This is a genomic window from Salinicola sp. DM10 (assembly GCF_017306975.2).
Taxonomy (GTDB): domain Bacteria; phylum Pseudomonadota; class Gammaproteobacteria; order Pseudomonadales; family Halomonadaceae; genus Salinicola.
On the sequence record NZ_JAFLEN020000001.1, the window covers coordinates 1,521,130 to 1,544,875 of the forward strand.

Here is a 23,746-nt window from a genome sequence, read left to right on the forward strand (position 1 = left end):
CGAACCTGCACAGGGAGTGATGCTGGCAGTGTAGGCCGCGCAGCAGCGGGCCCACAATGGGGCGCCTTGTCAGCGGCCAGTCGCCATGGCCACGAACTCGGCGACGCACGGCGCGTTCGCCGCCACCGCCAGTGCCAGCGTGAAGGCCGCATCGGGCGCATCGATGGTGCGGTAGAGGATGCGATCCTGCCTGAAGGTCTGCATGCTCTCGGGCACGATCGCCACCCCCGCCCCCACCGCAACCAGCGAGAGCACTGCATGCATGCCGTGTGCTTCCTGTACCACCTGGGGCACGAAGCCGGCGTTGGCGCAGAGCCGAACCACCTGTAGATGAAAGCCGCGCCCCTCGTTCATCGGCCACATGATGAAGGCGTCATCGGCGAGATCGGCGACGGTGAGTTCCCGCTTCGCGGCCAGGGCATGATCCCGGGCGAGCGCGATGCACAGCCGATCCTGATCGAAGGGGTACAACGCAAGGTCGGCATGTTCACCGAGCGGCGGGATGACCACGCCGACATCGAGCCGCCCTTCGCGCAGCGCGGCCAGCTGTGCGGCGGTCGTCGCCTCGCGCAGTTCGAGATCCACCCTCGGCTTCGCGGTTCGAAAGTCGCGAATCGTATCGGGCAGGCGTCCGTAGAGCGCGCTGCCGACATAACCTAGACGCACATGGCCGAGGCAACCCGCGGCGGTATCGCGTGCGGCTTGAACCGACAGGTCCGCCTGACGCAGGGTCTCCCGGGCCTCGCGTAGAAAGACCGCCCCCGCCGCCGTCAACCCCAGCACGCGTTTACCGCCCCGCTCCAGAAGCTGAACGCCAAGTTCATCCTCGAGCCTGCGCATCGCCACGGTCAGAGGCGGCTGGGACATGCCGAGCCGCTCGGCGGCCCGGTGAAAATGCTGCTCCTCGGCCACGGCGACGAACTGCGCCATCTTGCGCAGGTCGACCATGCCCCGCCCCGACGCCACCGCACTTGATACGAAAACCATATCAAAACCGCTCTACAAAGATATTGGCACTATTATAGCGCCCCTCTCATGCTTCCCCCTCTCGTTCTCATATCTCTAGTGATCATGTCTCTAGGGTTCATGCCCACAGGAGGAAGCCATGACTCAGACACCTGTTTTTCAAGATCAGGTCGTGCTCATCACCGGAGCCGGGCGCGGCCTGGGGCTGGCCTATGCCCGCCTGATCGGCACGCTCGGCGCGACGATTCTGCTGCACGACGTGGGCGCCGATGACAGCGGCAACGGGCTCGACCCTGACATCGCCCGCGCCGCGGCGCAGCGCCTGCGCAATGAAGGCATCGAAGCGCACCCTTTCGACGCCCCCATCGAGACCCGCGAGCAGTGTCATGCGCTGGTGACTGCCTGCCTCGGGGTACGTGGCCGCCTGGATGCTCTCATCCACAACGCCGGGTGGGTGGCCTACGAACGGATCGAGGCGATCCAGGCGTCATCGTTCGAGCACGCCATGGCGGTGATGGCCGGCGCACCGCTATGGCTGGCGCAGGCCGCCTGGCCCAGCCTGCGTGCAGCGGGGCACGGGCGTATCGTTCTGACCACGTCTGATCGCGCGCTCTTTCCGCAGTACGTCCACCGGGGTCTCGCCACCTACGCTGCGGCGAAGATGGCCGCGGTCGGTATCGTGAACGTGCTGGCCGCCGAGGGCGCGGATCACGGCATCGTGGTCAATGCGGTCTCGCCGATCGCCAAGACGCGCATGTGGAGAGTCGAGGAGGAGCCGCAAGAGCTGAAGCCCGCCGCCGTAGCGCCGGGGGTCGCTTTTCTCGCCTCTTCCCGCTGTCATTCAGGCGGGTGGATTCTGCGGGCGGCCAACGGACAGTTTCACGCCACCCGCGCCGCTGAGGCCAGCGGCGTCGACTACCCGCGCGACCTGCGCGGCGTGCCGGCGAGCACCCTGGACGAGGTGGCCGAGGCCTGGGCGCGAATCGCCTGCGTGGCGCGCGAAGCTCGATAATCCCTGCTATGGCTAGTATCTAGACAGCCAGCCCCGGAATGCCCCTCGAGGTGGCGATGACTCTTGTCACAGCACCGACCATCGATTAACGTAACGACGTTACATCGAATATTGGAATGTCCCATGACGTCCTGCAACCACGAGCATGCATCGCCCACTTCCCCCACGCTGCCCTCCGCCGATCAGCTAACGCGCAGTGCGGCGCTGTTCAAAGCGCTGGGCGATCCCGCTCGGCTGGATCTGCTCTATCGCTTGAAGGATGGCGAGCGGTGCGTCGGCGAGCTGGTTGGCGAAGATGCCAAGCTCTCGACGGTTTCCGCCCGGTTGCAGACACTGCTGAACGCTCAACTGGTCAAGCGGCGCCGCGATGCGCGGCACCTCTACTACAGCCTGGCCGACCAGCATGTCGTTCAACTGATGGACAACGCGCTCGCGCATGCCGATGAGGACGCCCAGTCGTCGTAGACACGGGGATGCCTCGCTCGGGCCGAAGCGCCACCCACTGCCCTTCTCATACAAGCGTTCTCACGCAGAAACAGGAGTCGACGATGAGCTGCAACACGCACGACAACCACCCCCACGAGCACGGCCCGAACTGCGGTCACACCCAGATCGAGCACAACGGCCATGTGGACTATCTCCACGATGGTCATCTGCATCATCCGCACGGTGATCACATCGACGAGCACGTGATCGAGGTCTCCGATCAGAACCCGGACGCCTGCACACCGAATCATCAGTGCGGCGACCACGCTGCCGATCACGTGCACGGCCCGGACTGCGGCCATGAAGCCGTGCAGCATGGCGACCATGTCGACTATCTGGTAAATGGCCACCTGCACCATCCGCATGGCGACCACTGCGACGACCACGGCCCGGTCAGCGTCGTTCGCTAATCTCGCCCGGCATCGCTCGTAATGCAAAACGGCCAGGCATCGATATGCCTGGCCGTTTTCGTTGATACGCCTTGCCTCTGCCCTTGAGCGCCACCCGCTCAGAGGTGATCTTTGCGTCTTCGCATGGCCCTGTCGGAACCTACACGACGACCATCACCACCAGCACCACCGTCAGCAATAACAGGTACACCCTGGCATGAATACGATCGGGAATGCGCCCGATCCACAACGATGCCAGGCGAATACCGAGCCATGCCCCCACCGCCAGCGCCAACAAGGCACGCAGATCCACATACCCCGCATACCAGGGGCCCAGGGCGGTATCGCCAGCCGACAGCAACACATAAGTCGCGGTGCCGCTCACCGCCATCGGTAACGACAACGGATTGGCCATCGCCGTGGCCGCCGTCATGCTGGCCCCTCTGCGACGCATCAGCGGTACGGTCATCACGCTGCCGCCAACCCCCAGAAAGGCCGCGATAACACCGATGAGCAAGCCTGTGATCGCCGTCAACAAACGGCCCATGGGACGCACACCGCTACTCGCCTGATGCAGGAAACCCGGCCGCAGGATGGCATCCGCTATAGTGAGCCCCAGATAACCGATGAATACCCAGCGCACCCAGTCCCCACTCAACGACACCGCCGCGGCCGCGCCGAGCACGGCACCGATGGCGATATAACCGACCAACGGACGCACCAGGCGCCATTGCACGGTCCGCCGCCGATGGTGACGCCATGTCGACAGGGAGGCAGCGAAGATCATCAGTGCGGTCGAGGTGGCTACCGCGATATGCATGGCCGCTAGCCCCATCGTGCTGTCCGGCCCATGGACGGCGATCAGCAAGATATACATCAAGGGAACCACGACAAAACCGCCACCAAAACCGAACAACACGGTGGTGATGCCGGCCAACCCGCCGCAGAGAAGCAATACGCTATACACCGGAACTCTCCTGATGGAACGCAACGACAGGAACGATATTCCGATAAGGAGTGGCCGACGTTCGCCAGTTGGCCAATAATCGTTGTATTTCGGCCACTCTGAGGGCAAATGCTCAATATCCCCCTAGCGGACGTGGATCATGCGGCCCGGCCCGTCGTGGCCATCGGCACCGACTACAGCCCCGGCGCCCTACTCGACTTTCATACCCATCGCCGAGCCCAGTTTCTTTACGGCATGACGGGCTTGATGGAGGTCGACACCGACGAAGGCGCCTGGGTGGTGCCGCCTTATAGCGGTGTCTGGTTGCCGGCGGGCAAGCGCCACCGGGTGCGTATGAACGGCGTCAGTACCCGCAGCCTGTATATCGAACCCGTGGCGGCGCCACGCTCCTCCTCCAGTTGCGAGGTGCTGGTCGTGACGCCACTCCTACATCACCTACTGCTGGCCTCCGCCAGCATGCCCGCGCTTTATGACGAGAGCGGTCGCGATGGTGCCCTCGCCCAACTCTTGCTGTACGAGCTGCAACGGGCGCCGGCGCTGCCGCTGTTTGCGCCTCTGCCCCGGGACCCTCATCTGGCCCGCCTGTGCAGAGATTTTCTTGGCCAGCCGCATATCCATAGCCTGCCAGAAGACTGGGCCCGACAACTTCATTGCAGCCAACGCACCTTCAATCGACTTTTTCGTCAGCAGACCGGCCTGTCTTTCGGCGGATGGCGCCAGCAAGCCTGCCTGATGGCCGCCGTTCCCAGGCTACTAGCCGGTAGCTCAGTTACCCGAATCGCGCTGGAACTCGGCTACGACAGCCCGGGCGCCTTCTCCAGCATGTTTCGCAAGGTACTCGGTCAATCCCCGACCGGCTTTGTTCGAGCAGCTACTCGCCAGGAGGAAGGGATGCCCGGCCTGTAATGCCCCCTAGTTCCCGCACACCCTACGCGACTAACGCAGGGACCACTTGGCCCCTGCATCGGGGCAAGACTCACCCCACCAGATGGCGCGCGAAGAAGTCGAGCAGTTGAGTGTGGTGGGTATTCTCCGCCTCACTACTCAGGACATGGTCCTCCCCTTCGTAGTAATACACCTCCGGACTGCGGACATGGGCCTGCAAGCGGGCTTCGAGCCGGCGGGTCATCGCCACCGACCAGACGCGATCCGCTGTGCCGTGGCTGAGGAGCAGCGGGCCGGCATAGCGCTCGATCTCAATAGGCTGGGTGGGCAACAACGCCTCGGACGCCCCGCGCCAGTTCCAGGCGCGGTTGGCGCCATCCCACGCCTGCCAGCCGGGGTCACCCACATCACGAAAGGTGCGCCCATCGAACGCGCCGCAAATACAGTCCGGCGGGCTGTGCGCGGCCACGGCATCGGCGATGCCCGATACGCCGTCTCGCGCCATCAACGACGTCAGCAGCAAGGCATGTTCAGCCCCGCGGGAAACGCCGTAGAGCCCGACCCGCCCGGAAGAAACGGCGAAGCCACGCAAGGCCTCCAGTGCCGCGACGCTGCGATCCAACGACACCTCATGAATGCTACCGGCGTTCCAGACATTGCCGCCTTGAGAGTAACCGAAGGGAAAGGCCAGAAAGCCGTGCGCGGCGAGAAGCACGGCATTGCGATGGCTCCAGCCCGACCAGGCCCCCTCCGAGCCGTGCAGGACCATCACGGTAGGAAAAGGCCCCTCCCCCGGCGGGCCATAGGTCGTGCCCCAATCGGGGAGCAAACGGCGGACGATATTCAACGTCATGCTCGATCCTGTCGTTCCATGGATGTCGTGAAGCACTTCCGGTTACATCATCACATCGATATGCCGGGAATCATTCCAGTGGCTGATTCCGCTGAGCATCCGGACAACACAAGTTTCCTATCTCCCGAGTCGTTCATGCTCAAGCGTGCGCCGCAACACACTCTTTCCATGGGTATCACGCGCCCAGCACGTTCAAGAACTAGGCCTTCGCACACCAGTAATTCTTACACCACCTTTTCGCACAAACCCTTAAATAAAAGATAGAAAAATTAATACATGCAAAAAACCAATATTACAGGGACGTACCACAGCCCCGCAACTTCAACTCCAATAACTTCAAGCTTATAAGTTAAAAATCACTTCCCACGACGCTTTCGAGCAAGTTTAGCTTTAGCCACAATAGCAACAAGGCTCACCGCTTTCACTATAGAACCATCACAATCAATACATTGATTTATAAATTTACCAATAGTCACATCATCAAACCCAGAAGAGATAATCTCATCAGTAGCGATGTCTATAAAATCCCTCTCGCTCTGTGGCTTTTTTGTCAATTCATTATCATCAGCATTGCTGTCTATTGGAAGCCTAGATTGCACAAAAAAATCTTCTCGATTAACATCTGCAGCACTACTCACTGGCTTCGATTCAACACTGTGAAAATCGGGCAGCTGACTAACAGGCAGTGATTCTTTTAAACCAACTTTTCTTTTTGCCAAAATTGTTTGGCCATATGGCAACTTACACCATTGCCAAATTGCACTGCCTGACTTATATTCCTCTCCATAACGAGATAAATGACCCAGCCCTGAAATAGCCATTCCACTATCTGTCCAAGCAACAGCCTCGACCTGGCTACAAGGGGGATCCCAGTAACCGAGGTCAGGATAAGGAAAACTCTGACTAACCTCACCCATAGCCACCGCCGAGAGACGCCGTGCTTCACAAACAATATATTCTTTATCTTGGATATCCCATTCTGGCGGATTCTCCGCACCAACCCCGAGTATAGCCCCGGCCATAGTGGCAATAGTGTCTGTATCGCTCTCAAGCTCATTCGAGGAAACACCTAAAGCTTCTTCAATATCACCCTCTCGATATATATAAGAAAGAGCCAGCGCTGCTAAAGCCGTTTTCAAACCCGACCCTCTATATTCAGAGGTTAAACACCCCAGCTCCTCTAGAACATCACGATAACTATTTGCCGATAAGTCTTTTATCAACACTGACAGTCTGTCTATGTCAGATTTGGCTTCATAGCACGTCCTTACTAGAGCTTCCTTCAAACTAATACCGACCTTTTCTTCCCACGCGGGCTGCCAAAACGAAGAAAGCCGGGGCTCCAAACTTACGGCTTCTAATATTTCACTAAAAGAATCGGCATAACCATACCATTCTTTTATATCTGGAACACGCCCTTCTTTAATAGTTGAATGAAGGGCTAGTGCATGAAAAACAGCCCCGCAAAACCCATGAGGATGACCATGAGTAACCAACGAGTCTTTTAAAACATTTAAGATAAGATCAACTCTATTACCATTTGAGCTCCATACATGCGGCTGGATGCGCATTGCGGCTCCATTACCACCGCCATGGATATAATTTTGGCCTCCACTCTCGAAAAAATTAGAGAACCAATTCACGCCCCTTCTTGAAAGATTTAGAGCTGCCGCCTTTGTTCCTTTGCCACCGCCTAATGCATAATTAGGCCATACGGTAACCTCCACCTTTGCAAACGACTCGGCATCAAAAACACCGTCACCTCTTATCGACCTTGATACCGCCAACCTTAATTGCGTATCATCAGAATATGTCCCTGCAGGAAAATAGACTTTTGGCCCGTTCCTTCCTCCAATCATTCGATTCCAACTGATCGGTCTACGCACCTCACTCTGGCCCGACCTGGCTTTTACCTTAGACCTGCTAAATGCAAGCTCAGTTATCCAGCCTAAGGCATCGCCCGCTGCAGCCCATAAAGCCGAGTTAATAACCGATCGTTCATATGCTTTCCAATCCTCAGCACCACTCATACTTTTATTGCGATCGATATTCAATTTGGCCGTCCTAAAAATTTTTCAGTGGAAATAACAACCTCTACACTAGGCAAACCGAATTCAAGTAACCAGCCACGTGCCAGATCGCAATGCTCCTCCTCTTTCACATATATACGGCGCAAGTAGCTTATGGAAACCTTACTTGGATATAACACTTCTGCTTGCTCACAAGTAGGCAAGTTTAAAGGGCGAGACAACCTCTGAGCCCGCCAACTATTTTTTCTAGGAATCGAAGCGCCAAACAAAAGTTCCAAACCCTCGACTCCAGCATTTCTTAAACAGTGCTCATAGGAGTTATTTGTAGTTGCAAAATAAACGCCTTCATGCGCCATAATCTCAGAACTAAATGCTAAAATGCCCCACCACACATCAGCATCCATATGCCAACGACTCGAGACGTCAAAGAATCGTCTATTTATTTCTGAAACCGACAAATTAACATAATCAATCCAGTTCTCACTCTTGTCGAACAACGCCGAATCTTCTGGCCTTATAGCTGAATTCAAGTGAAGCACATGCTCAAGATATTGGTCTTTACGAAGGCCACATCTCGATAGTAGCGCTTTACTAGCTAACGCCCCGACAATCCCCCTGTTCGTGGTAAAGTGAAGAACTTCTACCACCCCTCGCCGCTCTATTTCTTCCATGACACTCATAATCTTACCTTCTCAAATGTGCCTGGCACAAAATAGCGTATTAACTCAGACTCCTCACCAAGCTTATACCCGATTACAACGGCTTTTCTAGCCCTAGCAACGGCGACAGCCAGCAATCTGCGAAGGACAAAAACCTGATCATCTATTTCTTCGTCAAGAAAAGGCGTATTTTCAGCATTAAAGCCTATTATGAAAACGTAGTCAAATTCTAAACCTTTGGCCGAATGAAACGTCGAGAGAGCAACATTAACGTCACCTTCAGGCCATTCGGGGTTCCTTGTGATATCTGAAAATGTTATTCCACTTTGCATCAATCTTAGTTTTAAATAAAAAAACCATTTTCCAGCCTGCGGCTTTAAAAAAGCAACCGATTCCGACCCCAAGTCAACCTTTTCTTTTATATAGTTTATCGCCCATCCCACCTGATCTCTATAAATTCCTTGCAATACTAGTGGCAAAGCTCCCGATGCTGTAGCAGAAGCCAAGTTGGGTAAGGCTCCATCACCTTCAACTCCAATACCGTTCAACACCCCTGAAGCAAACGCCGCAATCTCCTGAGTATTCCTATAATTTGCACGCAGCGTATGAGATCGCTCGGGCCTCAATTCAACTCCAACTTCAATCCAGGAGAAGCCCCTAGCATAGATCTTTTGAACTGTATCAATCACAAAAGTTATTGTGTGATCTTTCGCAAGGTGATTTAGAACAGCGCGTATCTGATTAGCAGAAAAGTCTTGAGCTTCATCAACAATCACAATGTCGTAGCCTATAGCCTCAACATTCCTTGCCATAGATATTGCAAGACCGTTCCAGTCTAAAGCCCGCCTTTCGGAAAGCCACTTCTTATAAGGATAGATAATGTTATCTAATATTTTTCTCCGCAGATGCCTATCAACTCTAGGCTGAGCACCCCGCCCAGTTCTTTCTGAAAGAATGTACTCTTCTAATTTTTCAGGTTCAAAACGCCCAAGTAAGTATTCAGCTTCTTTCACAAGGTACTCTTGCGATACCCCCCCAACCCGGCCGCTCAGAGCCAGCAACTTATTTTTTGCCTGACTCTCATCGATAACATAGGGATTGCCTAGAGCCGACATGGCCCACTTACTAAAGGTTTCTATCTCCAAACTCACATTAACACTATCCCCGATTTGCTCTTCAGCAAGAGATTTCAAATATCCTTTCAGGGTCCGATTAAATGTCAAAACCAAAATTTTTACTGGAGATCCAATACCCTTTCTCTCATTTCTTGCAAGAAAAAAATAACATAATGAGCGAAGACGAAGCAGGGCGGTAGATGTCTTCCCACTACCTGCTGCGCCGCAAATCACTTCTACTCCGAATCTATTCTGACTAATCAGCGGAAGCTGTTCAGACGTCGCATTAATATTTGCTAACTTTTTCACCCCCTCCCCCCTTACACGAAAAAATATGAATCAACAACCAAAAACAACAATCGAGCAGCTAATTAATCTAAAACTTATTTTACACACAAATACTTTAAAGGCAGGTCAAAATAAAACCGATCAGACATTTTATTAGATATGCAGCTCGAATAAAACTCTTCCCAGCCTACCGTCTAGGGCTAACGCCCCCCCTAAAACTACCTACGATGTATTTTCTATCTCCCCCTCTCGGTCATCTCCTCAGAGATTTAACCCAAGTTAGCCTTAAACTGGCGACGTTTTGCAACAAAAAAGCCTGCCGGTAAAGGCAGGCTTTCGTATGAGGCTGGTGATGCGGTGAGGCTAGGCGGTTCTCCTCGCCTATTCGGCACTCACTCCCACTCAATCGTCGCGGGCGGCTTGCTGCTGACGTCGTAGGTCACGCGGGAGACGCCGCTGATCTCGTTGATGATGCGGTTAGACACCTTTTCGAGCAACTCGTACGGCAGGTGGGCCCAGCGGGCGGTCATGAAGTCGATGGTTTCGACGGCGCGCAGGGCGATGACCCATTCGTAGCGGCGGCCGTCGCCGACCACGCCGACCGATTTCACCGGCAGGAAAACGGCAAAGGCCTGGCTGGTCTTGTGGTACCAGTCGGCGTTGTGCAGCTCTTCGATGAAGATGGCGTCGGCTTCGCGCAGGATGTCGGCGTACTCTTTTTTGACCTCGCCGAGAATACGCACGCCCAGACCCGGCCCCGGGAAGGGGTGGCGGTAGACCATGTCGTAGGGCAGGCCGAGTTCGAGGCCGAGCTTGCGCACTTCGTCCTTGAACAGTTCGCGCAGCGGTTCGACCAGTTTGAGCTTCATGGTCTCGGGCAGGCCGCCGACGTTGTGGTGCGACTTGATCACGTGGGCCTTGCCGGTCTTGCTGGCGGCGGATTCGATCACGTCCGGGTAGATGGTGCCTTGGGCGAGGAAGTCGACACCGTCGATCTTGGCCGCTTCGCGATCGAAGACGTCGATGAAGGTGTTGCCGATGATCTTGCGCTTGGCTTCGGGGTCGTTTTCACCGCCGAGCTTGGTCAGGAACTCGTCTTCGGCGTCGACCCGGATCACCTTGACCCCCATGTGCTGGGAGAAGGTTTCCATCACCTGGTCGCCTTCTTGCTTGCGCAGCAGGCCGTTGTCGACGAACACGCAGGTGAGCTGCTCGCCAATCGCCTTGTGCAGGAGTGCGGCGACCACGGAGGAGTCGACCCCGCCGGAGAGGCCGAGTAGTACGTGGCGGTCGCCGACCTGGGCGCGCACGCGCTCGGTCAGGTCTTCGATGATCTGCGCCGGGGTCCACAGCCGCTCGGCCTGACAGATCTCGAGCACGAAGCGCTCGAGGATGCGCTGGCCCTGCAGGGTGTGGGTCACTTCCGGGTGGAACTGTACGCCGTAGAAGCGCTTCTCGGCCCAGCTCATGGCGGCGATCGGGCAGCTCGGCGTCGAGGCGGTGACGGTGAACTCGGCCGGGGCGCGGGCGACCTTGTCGCCGTGGCTCATCCAGACGTCGAGCAACGCGCCGCCGTCGTGGCCGACGTGATCCTTGATGCCGCCGAGCAGGTCGTCTTCGCTGGAGACGTTGATCTGGGCGTAGCCGAACTCACGCTTGTCGGAGCCTTCGGTGGCGCCGCCGAGCTGTTCCGCCATGGTCTGCATGCCGTAGCAGATGCCGAACACCGGCAGGCCCAGCTCGAACACGCACTCGGGGGCACGCGGGGAGCCCAGCTCGGAGACCGACTCCGGCCCGCCGGAGAGGATGATGCCGTTGGGGTTGTATTCGCGGATCTCTTCTTCGGTGATATCGAAGGCGCGGATCTCCGAGTAGACCCCGATCTCGCGCACGCGGCGGGCGATCAGCTGGGTGTACTGGGAGCCGAAGTCGAGAATCAGGATCTTGTGCGAATGGATGTCGGTCATCGAATGAGCCCTGGGTGTGAGTCTTAAACGAGCAGCGGCGCTGTTAGGCGCCGCTGACAAAGCCGGGAGTGGCTGGAAACTGTGTCGCTGGCCGAGCCCCTGCGGGAGGCACTCGGCCATGACGGGAAACCTTTCGAGCGATGCACAGGGGTTTCCCGAATCACCAACGATCAGGCGCCACGGTAGTTCGGCGCTTCCTTGGTGATCTGCACGTCGTGCACATGGGACTCGACCACGCCGGCGCCGGTGATCTTGACGAACTCCGGCAGCGTGCGCATCTCGTCGATGTTGTGGCAGCCGGTGTAGCCCATGGAGGCGCGCAGGCCGCCCATCATCTGGTGCACGATGGCGCTCATCTGGCCCTTGTAGGGCACGCGGCCTTCGATCCCTTCCGGCACCAGCTTCTCGACGCCTTCGTCCTTGCTCTGGAAGTAGCGGTCGGAGGAGCCCTGGCTCTGGGACATGGCGCCCATCGAGCCCATGCCGCGGTAGGCCTTGTAGGTACGGCCCTGGAACAGCTCGACCTCACCCGGGGACTCTTCGGTACCGGCGAGCATGCTGCCGAGCATCACGGTGCTGGCGCCGGCGACGATGGCCTTGGCGATATCACCGGAGTAGCGCACGCCACCGTCGGCGATCAGCGGGATGTCGTAGGGGGCGAGCGCCTCGGCAACGTTGGCCACCGCAGTGATCTGCAGTACGCCGACACCGGTGACCACGCGGGTGGTGCAGATGGAGCCGGGGCCGATACCCACCTTGACCGCATCCGCGCCGGCTTCGGCCAGCGCCACGGCGGCTTCACCGGTGGCGATGTTGCCGCCGATCACCTGCAGCTCCGGGTAGTGCTCCTTGACCCAGCGCACGCGGTCGATCACGCCCTTGGAGTGGCCGTGGGCAGTGTCGACCACCAGCGCGTCGACGCCGGCTTCGACCAGCGCCGCGACCCGCTCCGGGGTCTCCGGGCCGGTGCCCACGGCAGCACCCACCAGCAGGCGGCCGTCGGCATCCTTGGCGGCGTTGGGGTAGGTGCGCGCTTTTTCGATATCACGCACGGTGACCAGGCCGCGCAGGTGGAAGTCCTTGTCGACGACCAGGATCTTCTCGATGCGGTTTTCCTGCAGCTTCGACTTGATGGTGTCGAGATCGGTGCCTTCGAGCACGGTGACCAGTTTGTCGCGCGGGGTCATGATCGCTTCGACGGTGTCGCTGTGGTCCGGCTGGAAGCGCATGTCACGCCCGGTGACGATACCCACCAGGGTCTCGCCCTCGACCACCGGGAAGCCCGAGTAGCCGTACTCGTCGGCCATCGAGAGCAGGTCCTGAAGCTTGGCGTTCGGACCCACGGTGACCGGGTCCTTGACGATGACGCTCTCGTGCTTCTTGACCTTGCGCACTTCCGACGCCTGCTGAGCGATGGTCATGTTCTTGTGGATGATGCCGATGCCACCTTCCTGGGCCATGGCGATGGCCAGGCGCGCTTCGGTGACGGTGTCCATGGCGGAAGAGAGCAGCGGGATGTTGAGGGTCAGCTTGCGGGTCAGGCGGGATCTGAGGTCGACGTCTCTGGGCAGGACATCCGAGTAGCGGGGTACGAGTAATACGTCATCGAACGTAAGAGCTTCTTGCGCCATACGTAGCATAGTCGGAAACCCAATTTGGCAGGTGGTGGGGGCCGGTGGCAACGCCCGTCCGGCGCCGGGTCTGGGGACTGACGACTCGGCGGGTGCTGCGAAAAGTTAATCGCGCATTATAGTCATTTGGTCGATGAGCCTCAATCCCGTGCGCGTATCACGCGCCGCCGAAGTGGCCTGACGGGTCGCGCTGCCGCCCGTGGCGGCCTTCGTGTTACGCTGCCGGGCCATCCCCGAGCGCTGGAAATCCGCATGCCCGCCCCGACGCCCCAGGCCCTCTCCGTCAGCGATCTCAACCGCCAGGCCCGCCAGATGCTGGAGCGCGGCTTCGGCGACTGCTGGGTCGAGGGCGAGATCTCGGGGCTGGCGCGCCCCGCTTCCGGCCATCTCTATTTCACGCTGAAGGATGCCCGGGCGCAGCTGCGCTGTGCCTTCTTCCGCAACCGCGCCAGCCTCTCCCGGGTGGCGTTGAAGGATGGCGATCGCATCAAGGTGCGCGGGCGGGTGTCGATCTTCGAGCCGCGCGGCGACTATCAGTTGATCGTCGATGCGGTGCAGGCGAGCGGCGAGGGCGAGCTGATGGCGGCCTATGAGCGGCTCAAGCGTCAGCTGGAGGCCGAGGGCGTGTTCGCCAATGCGCGCGCCCTGCCCTATCCGCCGCGCCATCTGGCGCTGATCACCTCACCCAGCGGCGCGGCGATCCGCGATGTGCTGGCGGTGCTCGCGGCGCGCTGGCCGCTGACCCGGGTGAGCCTGTTCCCGACGCCGGTGCAGGGGCGCGAGGCGCCGCCGGCGCTGATCCGTGCACTCGCGCTGGTCAACCGCCAGGCGCGGCGGGACGCCGAGACGCCGGTCGCGGAGCGGGCACCGGGCGCCCCCGAACCGTTCGATGCCGTGCTGATCACCCGCGGCGGCGGCAGCCTGGAGGATCTGTGGGCGTTCAATGACGAACATCTGGCACGGGCGATCTTTCATTCGCGCCTGCCGGTGCTGGCCGCCATCGGCCACGAGGTGGATTTCACCCTGGCCGAGTTCGCCGCCGACCTGCGCGCGCCGACCCCCTCGGCGGCGGCGGAGCGGCTGGTGCCGGACCGCCACGAGCTGAGCGCGGGGCTGGCCCAGCAGCGCGCCCGGCTGGTGCGCGCCTGGCAGCGGCGTGCGGATGTCGAGTCGCAGCGTCTGGACCATCTGCGCGCCCGGCTGCGCCACCCCGGCGAACGGCTGGCTCAGCAGCGCCAGCATCTGGACGGGCTGGAGCGGCGCCTGCGTCTGGCGATGAGCCAGCGCCTGCAGCAGGAGCGCCAGCGCTACGACGCCACCCAGCGCCGCTTTGCCCTGCTCGACCCCAGACGCACCCTGGGCCAGGCCCGTGAGCGGGTCGAGCATCTGCAGGCCCGCCTCGAGGCCGCCCAGCAGAGGCGGCTGCGCCAGGAACGCCAGCGGCTCGAAGGGGTCGCGCGGGAACTCAACGCAGTCAGCCCGCTGGCGGTGTTGGGGCGCGGCTACGCCATCCTGCAGGATGACAGCGGCCAGGTGATCCGCGCCGCCAGCCAGACCCAGCCGGGCCAGACGCTCACCGCCCGCCTCGGCGAGGGGCGTCTGAAGCTGGAAGTGAAGCGCCGCCTGAAGCGCTGAAAGCGCGCGCAGGCAGCGCCATAATGCCCATTATCGACAGCACGAGGGCGCCACAATGCCGGAAGATCCCACCCTAGGACGCCTCGTTGACCTGGCCAGGCAGCGCAATGATCTGGCCGCGTTGTGGCTGTATGGCTCGCGAGCCAGGGAGAGCCATCAGGCAGGGAGTGATTACGATCTGGCCGTCGTGTTTATCGATTGGATGGAGCCAGCGTTAGATCGCAGACTTCGTCCCGAATTGCTGGCTCTGGATTGGCAGGATGTACTGGGGCTACCCGAAGCGCAGTTGAGTGTCGTCGATCTGGCCATTGCCCCCATTCCGCTGGCCTGGACCGTGCTCAGCGAGGGCCGCTTGCTGCTGGATCTGCATCCGCAACTTCGCATGCAGCAGGAAACCCGTATCATGTCCCGTTGGGAACTGGATTATCTTCACCAGCGGAAGCGACATGGCTGATACACATCCCGGCACCGCTTATCTCGATGCCTTGGGCGACCACCTGAACGAGTGCCAGGCCGATATCGATGTCCTGCGTGACATTTCAAGGCAGCGCCCGTGGTCGCGTCTGGAACAGCATGCCGCGGCGAGAACGCTTCAGGTCCTTATCGAGAGCTGCATTGGCGTGGCCAAACACTGGGCGAGACAGCAAACCGGCCACACCAGTGGCGAAGCGATAACGGCCTTTCAACGCTTGATGGACAAAGGCGTCATCGATACGACGACCCCGTGGCGCAAGATCATCGGGCTTCGCAACGTGCTGGTACACGATTACCTGAAGGTCGATGATGAAATCGTTCGCGACGTCATCGAGCAGGATCACTACCTGGCACTGCTGGCTTTTTCACGTGACGCCATTGAGGCACTGAGGCAATGAGGCAATGAGACGATAGTCACGCTCTCGAGTCGGCTAGACCGGACGCTGCTCCGGGTCACCCGACTGCAGCAGATGAATCCGCGTACCTCCCTCACCCTTCCCTAGCCCCGGCTTGAGGCGCTGCTCGCCGTCGTAATGGCCGCCGTTCTGGCGTCGGTAGGCGATCGGCGCATCGCTGAACAGCCCCGCCAGGCGCCGCTCGAGATCCGCTGCGACCTGCTGCCAGCCGGCCTCGTCCAGACGGTCGCTCGAATAGACCGGAAACGGCGGCATGACCGTCAGCCCGGGATAGAACAGCGTGCCGTGGTGAATCGGCCACAGAATCTCCTCGAGGCTGCCGTTGACGCCGCGCTCGCTGTAGTGCGGCGCGCGCCCGCCGATCGGCACCATCAGCATGGCGCGGCGTCCGGCCAGCGTGCCCTCGCCGTAGCGGTCACCCCAGCGCTCGCCACCATGCTCACCCACGCCATAGGCAAAGCCGAAGGCGAAGACCCGGTCGACCCAGCCCTTGAGGATCGCCGGCATACCGAACCACCACAGCGGAAAACTGAACAGCACCGCATCGGCCCATAACAGCTTCTGCTGCTCGGCGGCGATATCCGTCGTCTGCGTATCGTTGGCGTAGGCGTGGCGGGACTCGGCGATATAGCGCAGCCGCTCGGCCTCGAACGTCTCGGTGAAATCCTCGCGGTCGGCGAGCGTCTTCCAGCGCATGGCGTAGAGGTCGGAGACCTGCACCTCATGCCCCTGGGCTTCGAGGGTAGCCACTGCCAGGTCCTTCAGCGCGCTGGTCAGCGACTGCGGTTCGGGGTGGGCGTGGATGATCAGGATATGGGACATGCCGGCTCCTTGGGAAACGCTGCATAAATGCCTGCGCGAGCGAATCGCTGCGTTGCGTGGTACTCGAACACTCACCTAACCCCATGTTATGTCTCGTGTTCTGTGTTCCATGCGCCTTGCGCTTCATCTCGCTCGTCGATTTATTCAGCATTTCCCTTTTCGGTGGTCGTTCCGCGGGTGTGCGGGGTCGATCACGATCTTGACGTCGGCTCTGGTATCTTTGAAATCGGATATTTTATGGCCAGGTATAAACTCAATGGATATCGAGCGGTTGGACCTCAATCTGCTGGTGACCCTCGACACCCTGCTGGCGGAGCGTAACGTCAGCCGCGCCGCCCAGCGCCTGCATCTCAGCCAACCGGCGATCTCCACTCGCCTGAACCGGCTGCGTGAACTGCTGGGCGACCCGCTGCTGCTGCCCGCCCCGCGCGGCATGATCCCGACCCAGCGCGCGCTGGAGCTGCAGGCGCCGCTGCACGCCGCGCTCGAGAGCGTGCGCCAGGTGGTGGCCAGCACCAGCCCCTTCGACCCGGCCACCGCCCGCGCCACGGTGACCCTCGCCGCCAGCGACTATGTGCAGTACGCGGTGCTGCTGCCGCTGGCCCTGGCGCTGAGCCAAGAGGCCCCGGGGCTGACGATCGCCTGGCGCACGCTGGACCATACCGCGCTGGCGGCGCAGATGGCCCGCGGCGAGGTCGACCTGGCGCTGACGATGCCAGAGATGGCCCCGGAGACCCTGCGCATGCGCAGGCTCTACCACGAGCACTACGTGGCCATCGCCCGCGCCGGGCACCCCGAGGTGAGCGGGTCGCTCGATCTCGACACCTTCTGCGCGCTGGCGCACGTCATCGTCTCGCCCCAGGGTGGTGGCTTCCGCGGGCCGGTGGACGACGCCCTGGCAGCGGTCGGCCGGCGCCGCCGCGTGGCGCTCTCGGCGCCGGGGTTTCTGGTCGTGCCGGAGATCGTCGCGCGCAGCGAGCTGCTCGCCCTGGTGCCCTCGCGGGTCACAGTCGGGCGAGGCGAACAACTGCAGCGGCTGGCGCCACCGCTGATCGTGCCCGGCTTCGACATGGCCCTGCTGTGGCACGAGCGCACCACCACCCACCCGCTACAGCGCTGGCTACGTCAGCGCCTCGCGGATCTGGTGCAAGCTGGCTCGGGGCAGCAGGAAACGTCGATTGGGCCGGAGAGCGGTGTTTAGCGTGTGAGGGTCGTAAAGCGAGAGGCGCAAAGCGAGAGGCGTAGAGAGACATAGTGTGACACATCAAGAGACGCCGGCGGCTAACACCGCCGGCGCCGGATACGCTCAGCTCGTGGTGTCGGGCATCGCGCTGGGCTTGAAGGCGCCGGGGTCGAGTTCGTGGCGGGCCAGCAGCTTGTAGAAGTCGGTGCGGTTGCGCCCGGCGATACGCGCCGCCTGGGTGACATTGCCTTCGGTGATCTTGAGCACCTTGATCAGATAGCTGCGCTCGAAGCCGGCGCGCGCTTCGCTGAACGAGGGCAGCGCGTTCTCCTCCGCCGCCAGCGCCTGGGAGACCAGCGCTTCAGGAATCATCGGCGTGCTGGTCAGCGCCACGCACTGCTCGACCACGTTGACCAGCTGGCGCACGTTGCCGGGCCAGGCGCTGGAGGCGAGCAGGTTGAGCGCCTCCGGCGAGAAGCCCTTGACGAACGATTTATGCCGGGCGGCGACCTGGGCCACCATATGCTTGGCCAGCAGCGGGATGTCCTCGGCGCGCTCCTTGAGCGGCGGCAGCTTGAGATTGACCACGTTGAGGCGGTAGTAGAGATCCTCGCGGAAGTCGCCTTCGTGCATGGCGCGGTCGAGATCGCGGTGGGTCGCCGAGATGATGCGCACGTCGATCGGCACCGACTTGGTGCTGCCCAGCGGGCGGATCTGGCGCTCCTGCAGCGCACGCAGCAGCTTGACCTGCAGAGTCAGCGGCATGTCGCCGATCTCGTCGAGGAACAGGGTGCCGCCGTCGGCGGCCAGGAACAGCCCCTCGTGCTGGCTGACCGCGCCGGTGAAGGCGCCGCGGGCGTGGCCGAACAGCTCGCTCTCGAGCAGCTGCTCCGGCAGCGCGCCGCAGTTGATCGCCACGAACGGCTTGTCGGCACGCGGGCTGGCCTGGTGCATGGCATTGGCCAGCAGCTCCTTGCCGGTCCCGCTGGGGCCGGTCACCAGCACGCTGACATCGGAGGCGGCGACCATGTAGGCCTGCTCCAGGATGCGCTCCATCTGCGGGCTGCGGGTGATGATCTGGGAGCGCCACATCTCGCCGCCCTCGCCGCGGGTGGTCGGCGTCTGCGCCAGCGCTTCGTCGATGGCGGCGAACAGCTCGTCGCGGTCGACCGGCTTGGTCAGGAAGCTGAACACCCCCTGCTGGGTGGCGCTCACCGCATCGGGGATCGAGCCATGAGCGGTGAGAATGATCACCGGCATGCCGGGCACCCGGCGCTGCAGTTCATGGAACAGCGCCAGCCCATCCATCTCGTCCATGCGCAGATCGGAGAGCACCAGATCCGGGGTGTCGTCGGCCAGGTGGCTGAGCGCGGCGCGGCCACTCTCGGCGGTGGTGACACGAAAGCCACGGCTCTCCAGGCGCATGCCCAGCAGCTTGAGCAGGCTGGGGTCGTCGTCGACCAGCAGGATGTGCGCGGTGCTGGTCGAGCGCCCCGGCTGCATGGCGGGCGTGCGCGTCGGGCGGCGCTTGGTGACGTCGGTTTGCAAAGACATGAATGGACTCCTCCTGCCATCGCGCGGCCTGTCATCAAGACAGACCGGTCACGTTCGGTGTGACGGGACCGCGCGGGGTCTGAGCCGCCGCGCGAGCCGATGGCTCAGTCGCGTGAGTTGATCGTTCTTTCGATGTCGGTGAGCGCGTCGAGCTTGTCCGACATCTCCTTGAGCTGCTGTTTCAGCGCTTCGTTCTCGCGCTGGAGCGCCTGGTTGGCGCTGCCGCCCCCGCTGCTGCCGGCGCGCTGGGCATAGAGCTGGCGGCGCTTCTCCAGATCGTTGAGCCACTGCTGCAAGAGCGGCTGCAGGCGCGTCGGTGCACTACTGATACTGGCCTTGTAGAGGTCCGAGGCCCGGCGCCAGTCCTGGGGGGCATCCCACGCCAGTACCACCGCGCGCGCGGCCTTCTGATCTGCGCGCGAGCCGTCCAGCCGCTCGAGCATCATCTGGCGCCACTCGGTATCGCCGCGCTGGGCATCGAGCCCGAAGGCGACCCACGAATCGAGCAGGCAGACGTTGTCGGCAAAGGTGGGTAGCTCGCCGCAGCCCGGGGGCGGCGCGTCGGTTTCGGCCAGCGACTGGCAGCCGCTGAGCAGGGCCAGCGCGGCAAGTGCCAGCACGCCCTTCATTCGCATGTTCATGTCGTCGTCCTTGCGTCATGGGTCAGCGTGCCCGCGGGGCCGCTGGCCTCGTTATCGTCGGCTGCCGGCTCGACCCAGGGCAGGGTCAGCCGAAAGCAGACCGGTAGTTCGGTATCCGCCACCAGGGCCAGATCGCCCTGCTGCAGGCGCGCGCAGTCGGCGGCGATCGAGAGCCCGATCCCCGAGCCCTTGAGCGGCCCCTTGCGCCGCGCGCTGCCCTGGTAGAACGCCTTGAACAGATGCTCGCGGTCGGCCTCGGCGATCGGTTCGCCGCTGTTGGCCACGTCGAGTGTCAGCCAGTCGCGCTGCTGGGCCAGGCGGATGGTCAGGCGGCCGCCATCCTCGCCGTAGGCGATGGCGTTGGAGATCAGGTTGTCGAGAATGCGCGCGGTGCGCTCGCGGTCGGCCTGCCAGACCAGCGGGTGGTGCGGGCTGGTCACCTGCATTCCCTTGCTGTCCAGCGCCAGGCGGTGCTTGGCCAGCACCTCCTGGATCACCGTGGCGAGATCGAAGTGGGTCACCGTCACGCAGCGGCTGTTCTGCAGCAGATTGTAGTCGAGCAGTTGCTCGATCAGGCGCTGCAGCTCCTGGCCGTTGTCGTCGATCAGCCCGACGATCTCGTCCTGACGCTCGTTGAGCTCACCGGCGACCCCGTCGGAGAGTAGCGCGGTGCCCTCGCGGATACTCGCCAGCGGGGTCTTGAGCTCGTGCGACATGTGGCGCAGGAACTGTTGTTTCTGGGCCTCCAGCTCGGAGAGCCGCTGGGCCAGCCAGGTCAGGCGCTCACCCAGCTGGACCAGCTCCGCCGGGCCCTGAATACGCACCGGCGTGGTCTCCGGCTCACCGCTGCCGAGCCCGAAGATACGCTGTTCGAGCTGGCGGATGGGGCGCGTGATCAGCCAGGTGAAGAACAGCATCAGCATCAGGCTGGCGGAGACCAGCGCCGCCGACTGCATCCACAGCCGCGCTTTCACCGCATTGGCCTGCTCGCGGATATTGGCGATGCGCTCGTCGATCAGGGTGTTGGTCGCCTCGCGCACGGCATCGGACTCGCTGGCGAAGCCGGAGAAGCGATCGAGGAAGGCATTCATATCGTCGCTGGGCATCTGCGGCAGCACCGCGAGCTGGGCATAGCGCGCCGCCAGCGACTGGAAATCGGGGTTGTCACCCATCAGCGCCCGGTGCTGGGACAGCAGTTCACCGAACTGGCGCGACTTCTCGTTGTAGATATCGCGCAGCCCTTCTTCTTCGATCACCGCGTACTGGCGCGCGCTGCGCTCCATCTGCAGCGCCAGCGAGCTGAGCATGCGCGCACGGCGGGTTTCCTCCACCGCCTGACGCGCGCTCTGGTCGGCCAGCGAGGAGAGTTGGGACAGCGCCTGGCCGGCCTGGAACATGAGGATGGCGATCGGCAGCATGACGAAGAGAAACGCCAGCAGTACCAGTTGCATCAGTGAGCGCGGGCGCCAGCGCCGGGAGAGCTCGGAAGTCATAAGCGTGGCTCTGTGCAGGAGGCCCATTCGAGTCATGGATCGTTCCGCAAGGATAACATTTTTATTGAATGCCCATGCGGCGACGCAGGCGCCCCGCCGCGGCCTTACCGGCCGCAAACTGCTGGCAGCCGTGAAAAATCTAGTAGCTGCATAGAACCCAACAGCCGCAAAAAAAGAGGGCCGGCAGAGCCGGCCCAAGGTACGCAGGGAACTGAAGGGTTACTGGAACGCCCTTGAAAAACTGCCTGAATCAGCTGTTCGAAGGCGTACCGCGGGCCGCGAGGCCCCTGGAACCGCAATCACGACATTGGCCAATCAGGGGCTGTCGTGGCGCGTGGCGGCGAACCGCCTGTCCCAGTCCTGAACCGGTCGCCGTAGCGGCCGGTCATCATGGGTCCCCTCGCAGGAGGGGGAAGGCATCCTTGCCGGGGCATCCTTGCCCTAATGGTGCATTTCCTTGCCCGCAGGCCGCACCCGTCTCATCGCAACCTAAGTCACACATCGCGTGGAGCGGACGCTCTCGAGTTCACCGGGCCCGGCACAGGGTGATGATGGGCCGCGGCGAGACTCGATGAGACAAGCTCGGAAGACTCGTCTCGTCGCTCTCGGTAAATGATATTGCCAGGGGCGTGCCAGTTTTTTATTTTTTATTGAAAATCAAATACTTATTATTGGCACACATGACCAGGGTACGGCCCGGGGACGGCCGGCGGCGAAAATCATGCAGATGGGCAAGGAAAAACGTCGCCGATAGCCGACGCTTTTCTGAAGATTTACCTAAAACTCAGCTTTATCAATAGGATATGAAGTCTCAAAAAAGAGACATCCCCGGCCGGAACCGGGGCTGAAAGGTGTCTCTTTCCAGCGACTACAACGACGCCTGTAGCGACTCACGACGCCTGTAGCCACTCGGGCAGTGTCTATAGCGACTTCAGCAGCACCTTGGAGCGTCGCGCCTGATTGTAGGCCTCGCGCTTGAGGCTCGGCAGCGACTCGGTGGTGGAGAGTTCGAAGCCACGCTCGAAAAACCAGTGCGTGGTGTGGGTCGTCAGGGCGAAGAGCTGGGTGAAGCCGTGGCGCCGGGCGCGGCGCTCGACCTCGCTGAGCAGGGTGTCGCCGCGGCTGCCGCGGCGGTAGTCGGTGTGCACGGCAAGACACGCAAGCTCCCCCATCGCCGCGTCGGGAAAGCGGTGCAGCGCGGCGCAGCCGATGATCATGCCGTCGCGTTCGATCACCACGTAGTCGTCGATCTCGTGCTCGAGCCGCTCGCGGGTCCGCGCCACCAGCATGCCCCGCGCCTCCAGCGGCTTGAGCAGCGCCAGCAGCCCGCCAACGTCGTCGAGCACCGCCTGGCGCAGCTGCTCGTAGCGGTTCTGGGTGATCATCGTGCCCACACCGTCACGGGTGAAGAGCTCACCCAGCAGGGCGTCGTGATCATGCCAGGAGAGCAGGTGGGTACGCGCCACGCCGTGGCGCGCCGCCTCGCAGGCGGCACCGAGATGGCGCCACAGCTCGCTGCCGGGGTCGGCCTGCTGGCGCAGGCTCTCGCCCTGGGCGGGTCCGAGCTGGCGCTGCAGCCGGCCGTCGTCGTCATGCAGCCCGGCCGACTCGCCGAGCAGAATCAGCTTGTCGGCCTTCAGCGCCACGGCCACGTGCTGGGCGATATCGGCGGCGTCGAGATCGAACACCTCGCCGGTACGCGAGTAGCCCAGCGGCGGCAGGATCACTAGATTACCGCCGGCGAGCAGGCTCTCGATCGCCTGGCTGCGCACCCGCCGCACCTCGCCGCTGTGGTCGAAGTCGATGCCACCGCGCACGCCCAGCGGCTTGGCGGTGACCAGATTGCCCGAGACCGCGGTGAGCTCGACCCCGTGCAGCGGCGTGTTGGGCAGCCCCAGCGAGAGATGCGCTTCGATGTCCAGGCGCTGGCGCGCGGCGATCCGCTCGACATGGTCCATGATGCCGCGGTGGGCCACCCAGCGCCCCTCGACCCGCTCCACCTCGATGCCCTCGGCCTCCAGCGCTGCGCTCACCTGCGGGCGGATGCCATAGACCAGCACCAGGCGCACCCCCAGGGTGTGCAGCAGCGCCAGATCCTGCAGCAGTTGGTCCCAGCGCGAGGACGCCATCGCCGCGCCTTCGATCAGGATGACGAACGTCTTGCCACGGTGGGCATTGATATAGGGGGACGAGTTACGGAACCAGTCGACGAAGGGGAAACGCGAATCCAATGGAGAGACGCTCCGGCAAGTGGGTTGGCTCGGGGGATCGAGCCATCAC

21 protein-coding genes are annotated in these 23,746 nt (G+C 61.7%); 8 read left to right on the forward strand and 13 right to left on the reverse strand.

Annotated elements, in window-relative coordinates; all coding sequences use genetic code 11:
* Nucleotides 1-69: 69 nt before the first annotated feature.
* A complete protein-coding gene (locus tag J0A90_RS06780) occupies nucleotides 70-948 on the reverse strand; it encodes a LysR family transcriptional regulator (protein ID WP_207032914.1) in 879 nt (292 codons plus the stop codon).
* Nucleotides 949-1,105: 157 nt separating this feature from the next.
* Between J0A90_RS06780 and J0A90_RS06785 the strand changes: the two genes are divergently transcribed.
* From J0A90_RS06785 to J0A90_RS06795, 3 genes are all read left to right on the forward strand, one after another.
* Nucleotides 1,106-1,978, forward strand: coding sequence for an SDR family NAD(P)-dependent oxidoreductase (locus tag J0A90_RS06785; protein WP_207032922.1), 873 nt, complete (start codon nucleotides 1,106-1,108; stop codon nucleotides 1,976-1,978).
* A gap of 123 nt (nucleotides 1,979-2,101) precedes the next feature.
* Nucleotides 2,102-2,443, forward strand: a complete 342-nt coding sequence (locus J0A90_RS06790) for a helix-turn-helix transcriptional regulator (protein ID WP_167406495.1) — start codon at nucleotides 2,102-2,104, stop codon at nucleotides 2,441-2,443.
* 83 nt (nucleotides 2,444-2,526) lie between these two features.
* The gene (locus tag J0A90_RS06795; RefSeq protein WP_207032930.1) at nucleotides 2,527-2,874 is read left to right on the forward strand and encodes a hypothetical protein; all 348 of its coding nucleotides are present in this window, start codon (nucleotides 2,527-2,529) and stop codon (nucleotides 2,872-2,874) included.
* Nucleotides 2,875-3,013: 139 nt separating this feature from the next.
* Here the strand turns inward: J0A90_RS06795 and J0A90_RS06800 are convergent, their stop codons facing one another.
* Nucleotides 3,014-3,820 carry a sulfite exporter TauE/SafE family protein gene (locus tag J0A90_RS06800; protein WP_207032939.1) on the reverse strand — a complete coding sequence of 269 codons (807 nt, stop codon included), beginning with the start codon at nucleotides 3,818-3,820 and terminating at the stop codon, nucleotides 3,014-3,016.
* Nucleotides 3,821-3,928: 108 nt separating this feature from the next.
* On the opposite strand from J0A90_RS06800, the gene J0A90_RS06805 reads away from it, so the two are divergent.
* On the forward strand, nucleotides 3,929-4,726 hold the full coding sequence (locus J0A90_RS06805; protein ID WP_207032941.1) for a helix-turn-helix domain-containing protein: 798 nt from the start codon (nucleotides 3,929-3,931) through the stop codon (nucleotides 4,724-4,726).
* A gap of 70 nt (nucleotides 4,727-4,796) precedes the next feature.
* Here J0A90_RS06805 and J0A90_RS06810 read toward each other — a convergent pair whose 3' ends face one another.
* The 6 genes from J0A90_RS06810 to guaB all read right to left on the reverse strand — a co-directional run bounded on the left by J0A90_RS06810 (nucleotide 4,797) and on the right by guaB (nucleotide 13,257).
* Nucleotides 4,797-5,558, reverse strand: coding sequence for a S9 family peptidase (locus tag J0A90_RS06810; RefSeq protein WP_207032943.1), 762 nt, complete (start codon nucleotides 5,556-5,558; stop codon nucleotides 4,797-4,799).
* 356 nt (nucleotides 5,559-5,914) lie between these two features.
* Nucleotides 5,915-7,612 (reverse strand): ADP-ribosylglycohydrolase family protein, encoded by a 1,698-nt coding sequence (locus J0A90_RS06815; RefSeq protein ID WP_207032945.1) that lies wholly within the window; start codon nucleotides 7,610-7,612, stop codon nucleotides 5,915-5,917.
* Complete coding sequence (locus J0A90_RS06820) at nucleotides 7,609-8,268, reverse strand: DarT ssDNA thymidine ADP-ribosyltransferase family protein (protein WP_207032948.1); 660 nt, start codon at nucleotides 8,266-8,268, stop codon at nucleotides 7,609-7,611. Before J0A90_RS06820 ends, J0A90_RS06815 begins: the two co-directional genes overlap by 4 nt.
* The gene (locus J0A90_RS06825; RefSeq protein WP_207032949.1) at nucleotides 8,265-9,671 is read right to left on the reverse strand and encodes a 3'-5' exonuclease; all 1,407 of its coding nucleotides are present in this window, start codon (nucleotides 9,669-9,671) and stop codon (nucleotides 8,265-8,267) included. The genes J0A90_RS06820 and J0A90_RS06825 overlap by 4 nt, the downstream gene beginning before the upstream one ends.
* Nucleotides 9,672-10,042: 371 nt before the next feature.
* Nucleotides 10,043-11,617, reverse strand: coding sequence for a glutamine-hydrolyzing GMP synthase (guaA, locus tag J0A90_RS06830; RefSeq protein ID WP_207032959.1), 1,575 nt, complete (start codon nucleotides 11,615-11,617; stop codon nucleotides 10,043-10,045).
* Between the two features lie 170 nt (nucleotides 11,618-11,787).
* Nucleotides 11,788-13,257 (reverse strand): IMP dehydrogenase, encoded by a 1,470-nt coding sequence (guaB, locus tag J0A90_RS06835; protein ID WP_035477352.1) that lies wholly within the window; start codon nucleotides 13,255-13,257, stop codon nucleotides 11,788-11,790.
* 243 nt (nucleotides 13,258-13,500) lie between these two features.
* On the opposite strand from guaB, the gene xseA reads away from it, so the two are divergent.
* From xseA to J0A90_RS06850, 3 genes are read left to right on the forward strand one after another with little or no spacing between them, the layout of a single operon-like run.
* Nucleotides 13,501-14,883: an exodeoxyribonuclease VII large subunit gene (xseA, locus tag J0A90_RS06840; protein WP_207032961.1), complete on the forward strand. Its 1,383-nt coding sequence runs from the start codon at nucleotides 13,501-13,503 to the stop codon at nucleotides 14,881-14,883.
* A 55-nt stretch (nucleotides 14,884-14,938) separates the two neighbouring features.
* The gene (locus tag J0A90_RS06845; protein WP_207032963.1) at nucleotides 14,939-15,337 is read left to right on the forward strand and encodes a nucleotidyltransferase domain-containing protein; all 399 of its coding nucleotides are present in this window, start codon (nucleotides 14,939-14,941) and stop codon (nucleotides 15,335-15,337) included.
* Complete coding sequence (locus J0A90_RS06850) at nucleotides 15,330-15,755, forward strand: DUF86 domain-containing protein (protein WP_207032965.1); 426 nt, start codon at nucleotides 15,330-15,332, stop codon at nucleotides 15,753-15,755. Before J0A90_RS06845 ends, J0A90_RS06850 begins: the two co-directional genes overlap by 8 nt.
* A gap of 33 nt (nucleotides 15,756-15,788) precedes the next feature.
* On the opposite strand, the gene J0A90_RS06855 is transcribed toward J0A90_RS06850, so the two are convergent.
* Entirely contained in the window at nucleotides 15,789-16,595 is an 807-nt protein-coding gene (locus tag J0A90_RS06855) for an NAD(P)H-dependent oxidoreductase (protein ID WP_207032967.1), read from the reverse strand.
* A 256-nt stretch (nucleotides 16,596-16,851) separates the two neighbouring features.
* Here J0A90_RS06855 and J0A90_RS06860 point away from each other — a divergent pair, with 256 nt between their 5' ends.
* A complete protein-coding gene (locus tag J0A90_RS06860; RefSeq protein ID WP_207032969.1) occupies nucleotides 16,852-17,796 on the forward strand; it encodes a LysR family transcriptional regulator in 945 nt (314 codons plus the stop codon).
* A 105-nt stretch (nucleotides 17,797-17,901) separates the two neighbouring features.
* Here J0A90_RS06860 and glrR read toward each other — a convergent pair whose 3' ends face one another.
* The 4 genes from glrR to argA form a co-directional block, all read right to left on the reverse strand.
* Entirely contained in the window at nucleotides 17,902-19,281 is a 1,380-nt protein-coding gene (gene glrR / locus J0A90_RS06865) for a two-component system response regulator GlrR (RefSeq protein ID WP_207033667.1), read from the reverse strand.
* 155 nt (nucleotides 19,282-19,436) lie between these two features.
* Nucleotides 19,437-19,973, reverse strand: a complete 537-nt coding sequence (locus tag J0A90_RS06870; protein WP_233076569.1) for a hypothetical protein — start codon at nucleotides 19,971-19,973, stop codon at nucleotides 19,437-19,439.
* Nucleotides 19,970-21,466 carry a HAMP domain-containing sensor histidine kinase gene (locus J0A90_RS06875; RefSeq protein ID WP_207032971.1) on the reverse strand — a complete coding sequence of 499 codons (1,497 nt, stop codon included), beginning with the start codon at nucleotides 21,464-21,466 and terminating at the stop codon, nucleotides 19,970-19,972. The genes J0A90_RS06870 and J0A90_RS06875 overlap by 4 nt, the downstream gene beginning before the upstream one ends.
* A gap of 920 nt (nucleotides 21,467-22,386) precedes the next feature.
* On the reverse strand, nucleotides 22,387-23,697 hold the full coding sequence (gene argA, locus J0A90_RS06880; protein ID WP_035471346.1) for an amino-acid N-acetyltransferase: 1,311 nt from the start codon (nucleotides 23,695-23,697) through the stop codon (nucleotides 22,387-22,389).
* Nucleotides 23,698-23,746 lie beyond the last annotated feature (49 nt).

What these genes read in the sequence shown, in the direction of transcription:
- J0A90_RS06785 (WP_207032922.1), top strand. Translation starts at nt 1,106, where the DNA reads ATGACTCAGACACCTGTTTTTCAAGATCAGGTCGTGCTCATCACCGGA.
- J0A90_RS06820 (WP_207032948.1), bottom strand. Translation starts at nt 8,268, where the DNA reads ATGAGTGTCATGGAAGAAATAGAGCGGCGAGGGGTGGTAGAAGTTCTT.
- J0A90_RS06790 (WP_167406495.1), top strand. Translation starts at nt 2,102, where the DNA reads ATGACGTCCTGCAACCACGAGCATGCATCGCCCACTTCCCCCACGCTG.
- J0A90_RS06845 (WP_207032963.1), top strand. Translation starts at nt 14,939, where the DNA reads ATGCCGGAAGATCCCACCCTAGGACGCCTCGTTGACCTGGCCAGGCAG.
- J0A90_RS06805 (WP_207032941.1), top strand. Translation starts at nt 3,929, where the DNA reads ATGCTCAATATCCCCCTAGCGGACGTGGATCATGCGGCCCGGCCCGTC.
- J0A90_RS06795 (WP_207032930.1), top strand. Translation starts at nt 2,527, where the DNA reads ATGAGCTGCAACACGCACGACAACCACCCCCACGAGCACGGCCCGAAC.
- J0A90_RS06870 (WP_233076569.1), bottom strand. Translation starts at nt 19,973, where the DNA reads ATGAACATGCGAATGAAGGGCGTGCTGGCACTTGCCGCGCTGGCCCTG.
- J0A90_RS06875 (WP_207032971.1), bottom strand. Translation starts at nt 21,466, where the DNA reads ATGACTTCCGAGCTCTCCCGGCGCTGGCGCCCGCGCTCACTGATGCAA.
- J0A90_RS06850 (WP_207032965.1), top strand. Translation starts at nt 15,330, where the DNA reads ATGGCTGATACACATCCCGGCACCGCTTATCTCGATGCCTTGGGCGAC.
- J0A90_RS06780 (WP_207032914.1), bottom strand. Translation starts at nt 948, where the DNA reads ATGGTCGACCTGCGCAAGATGGCGCAGTTCGTCGCCGTGGCCGAGGAG.
- J0A90_RS06855 (WP_207032967.1), bottom strand. Translation starts at nt 16,595, where the DNA reads ATGTCCCATATCCTGATCATCCACGCCCACCCCGAACCGCAGTCGCTG.
- J0A90_RS06860 (WP_207032969.1), top strand. Translation starts at nt 16,852, where the DNA reads ATGGATATCGAGCGGTTGGACCTCAATCTGCTGGTGACCCTCGACACC.
- guaA (WP_207032959.1), bottom strand. Translation starts at nt 11,617, where the DNA reads ATGACCGACATCCATTCGCACAAGATCCTGATTCTCGACTTCGGCTCC.
- glrR (WP_207033667.1), bottom strand. Translation starts at nt 19,281, where the DNA reads ATGCAGCCGGGGCGCTCGACCAGCACCGCGCACATCCTGCTGGTCGAC.
- J0A90_RS06810 (WP_207032943.1), bottom strand. Translation starts at nt 5,558, where the DNA reads ATGACGTTGAATATCGTCCGCCGTTTGCTCCCCGATTGGGGCACGACC.
- guaB (WP_035477352.1), bottom strand. Translation starts at nt 13,257, where the DNA reads ATGCTACGTATGGCGCAAGAAGCTCTTACGTTCGATGACGTATTACTC.
- xseA (WP_207032961.1), top strand. Translation starts at nt 13,501, where the DNA reads ATGCCCGCCCCGACGCCCCAGGCCCTCTCCGTCAGCGATCTCAACCGC.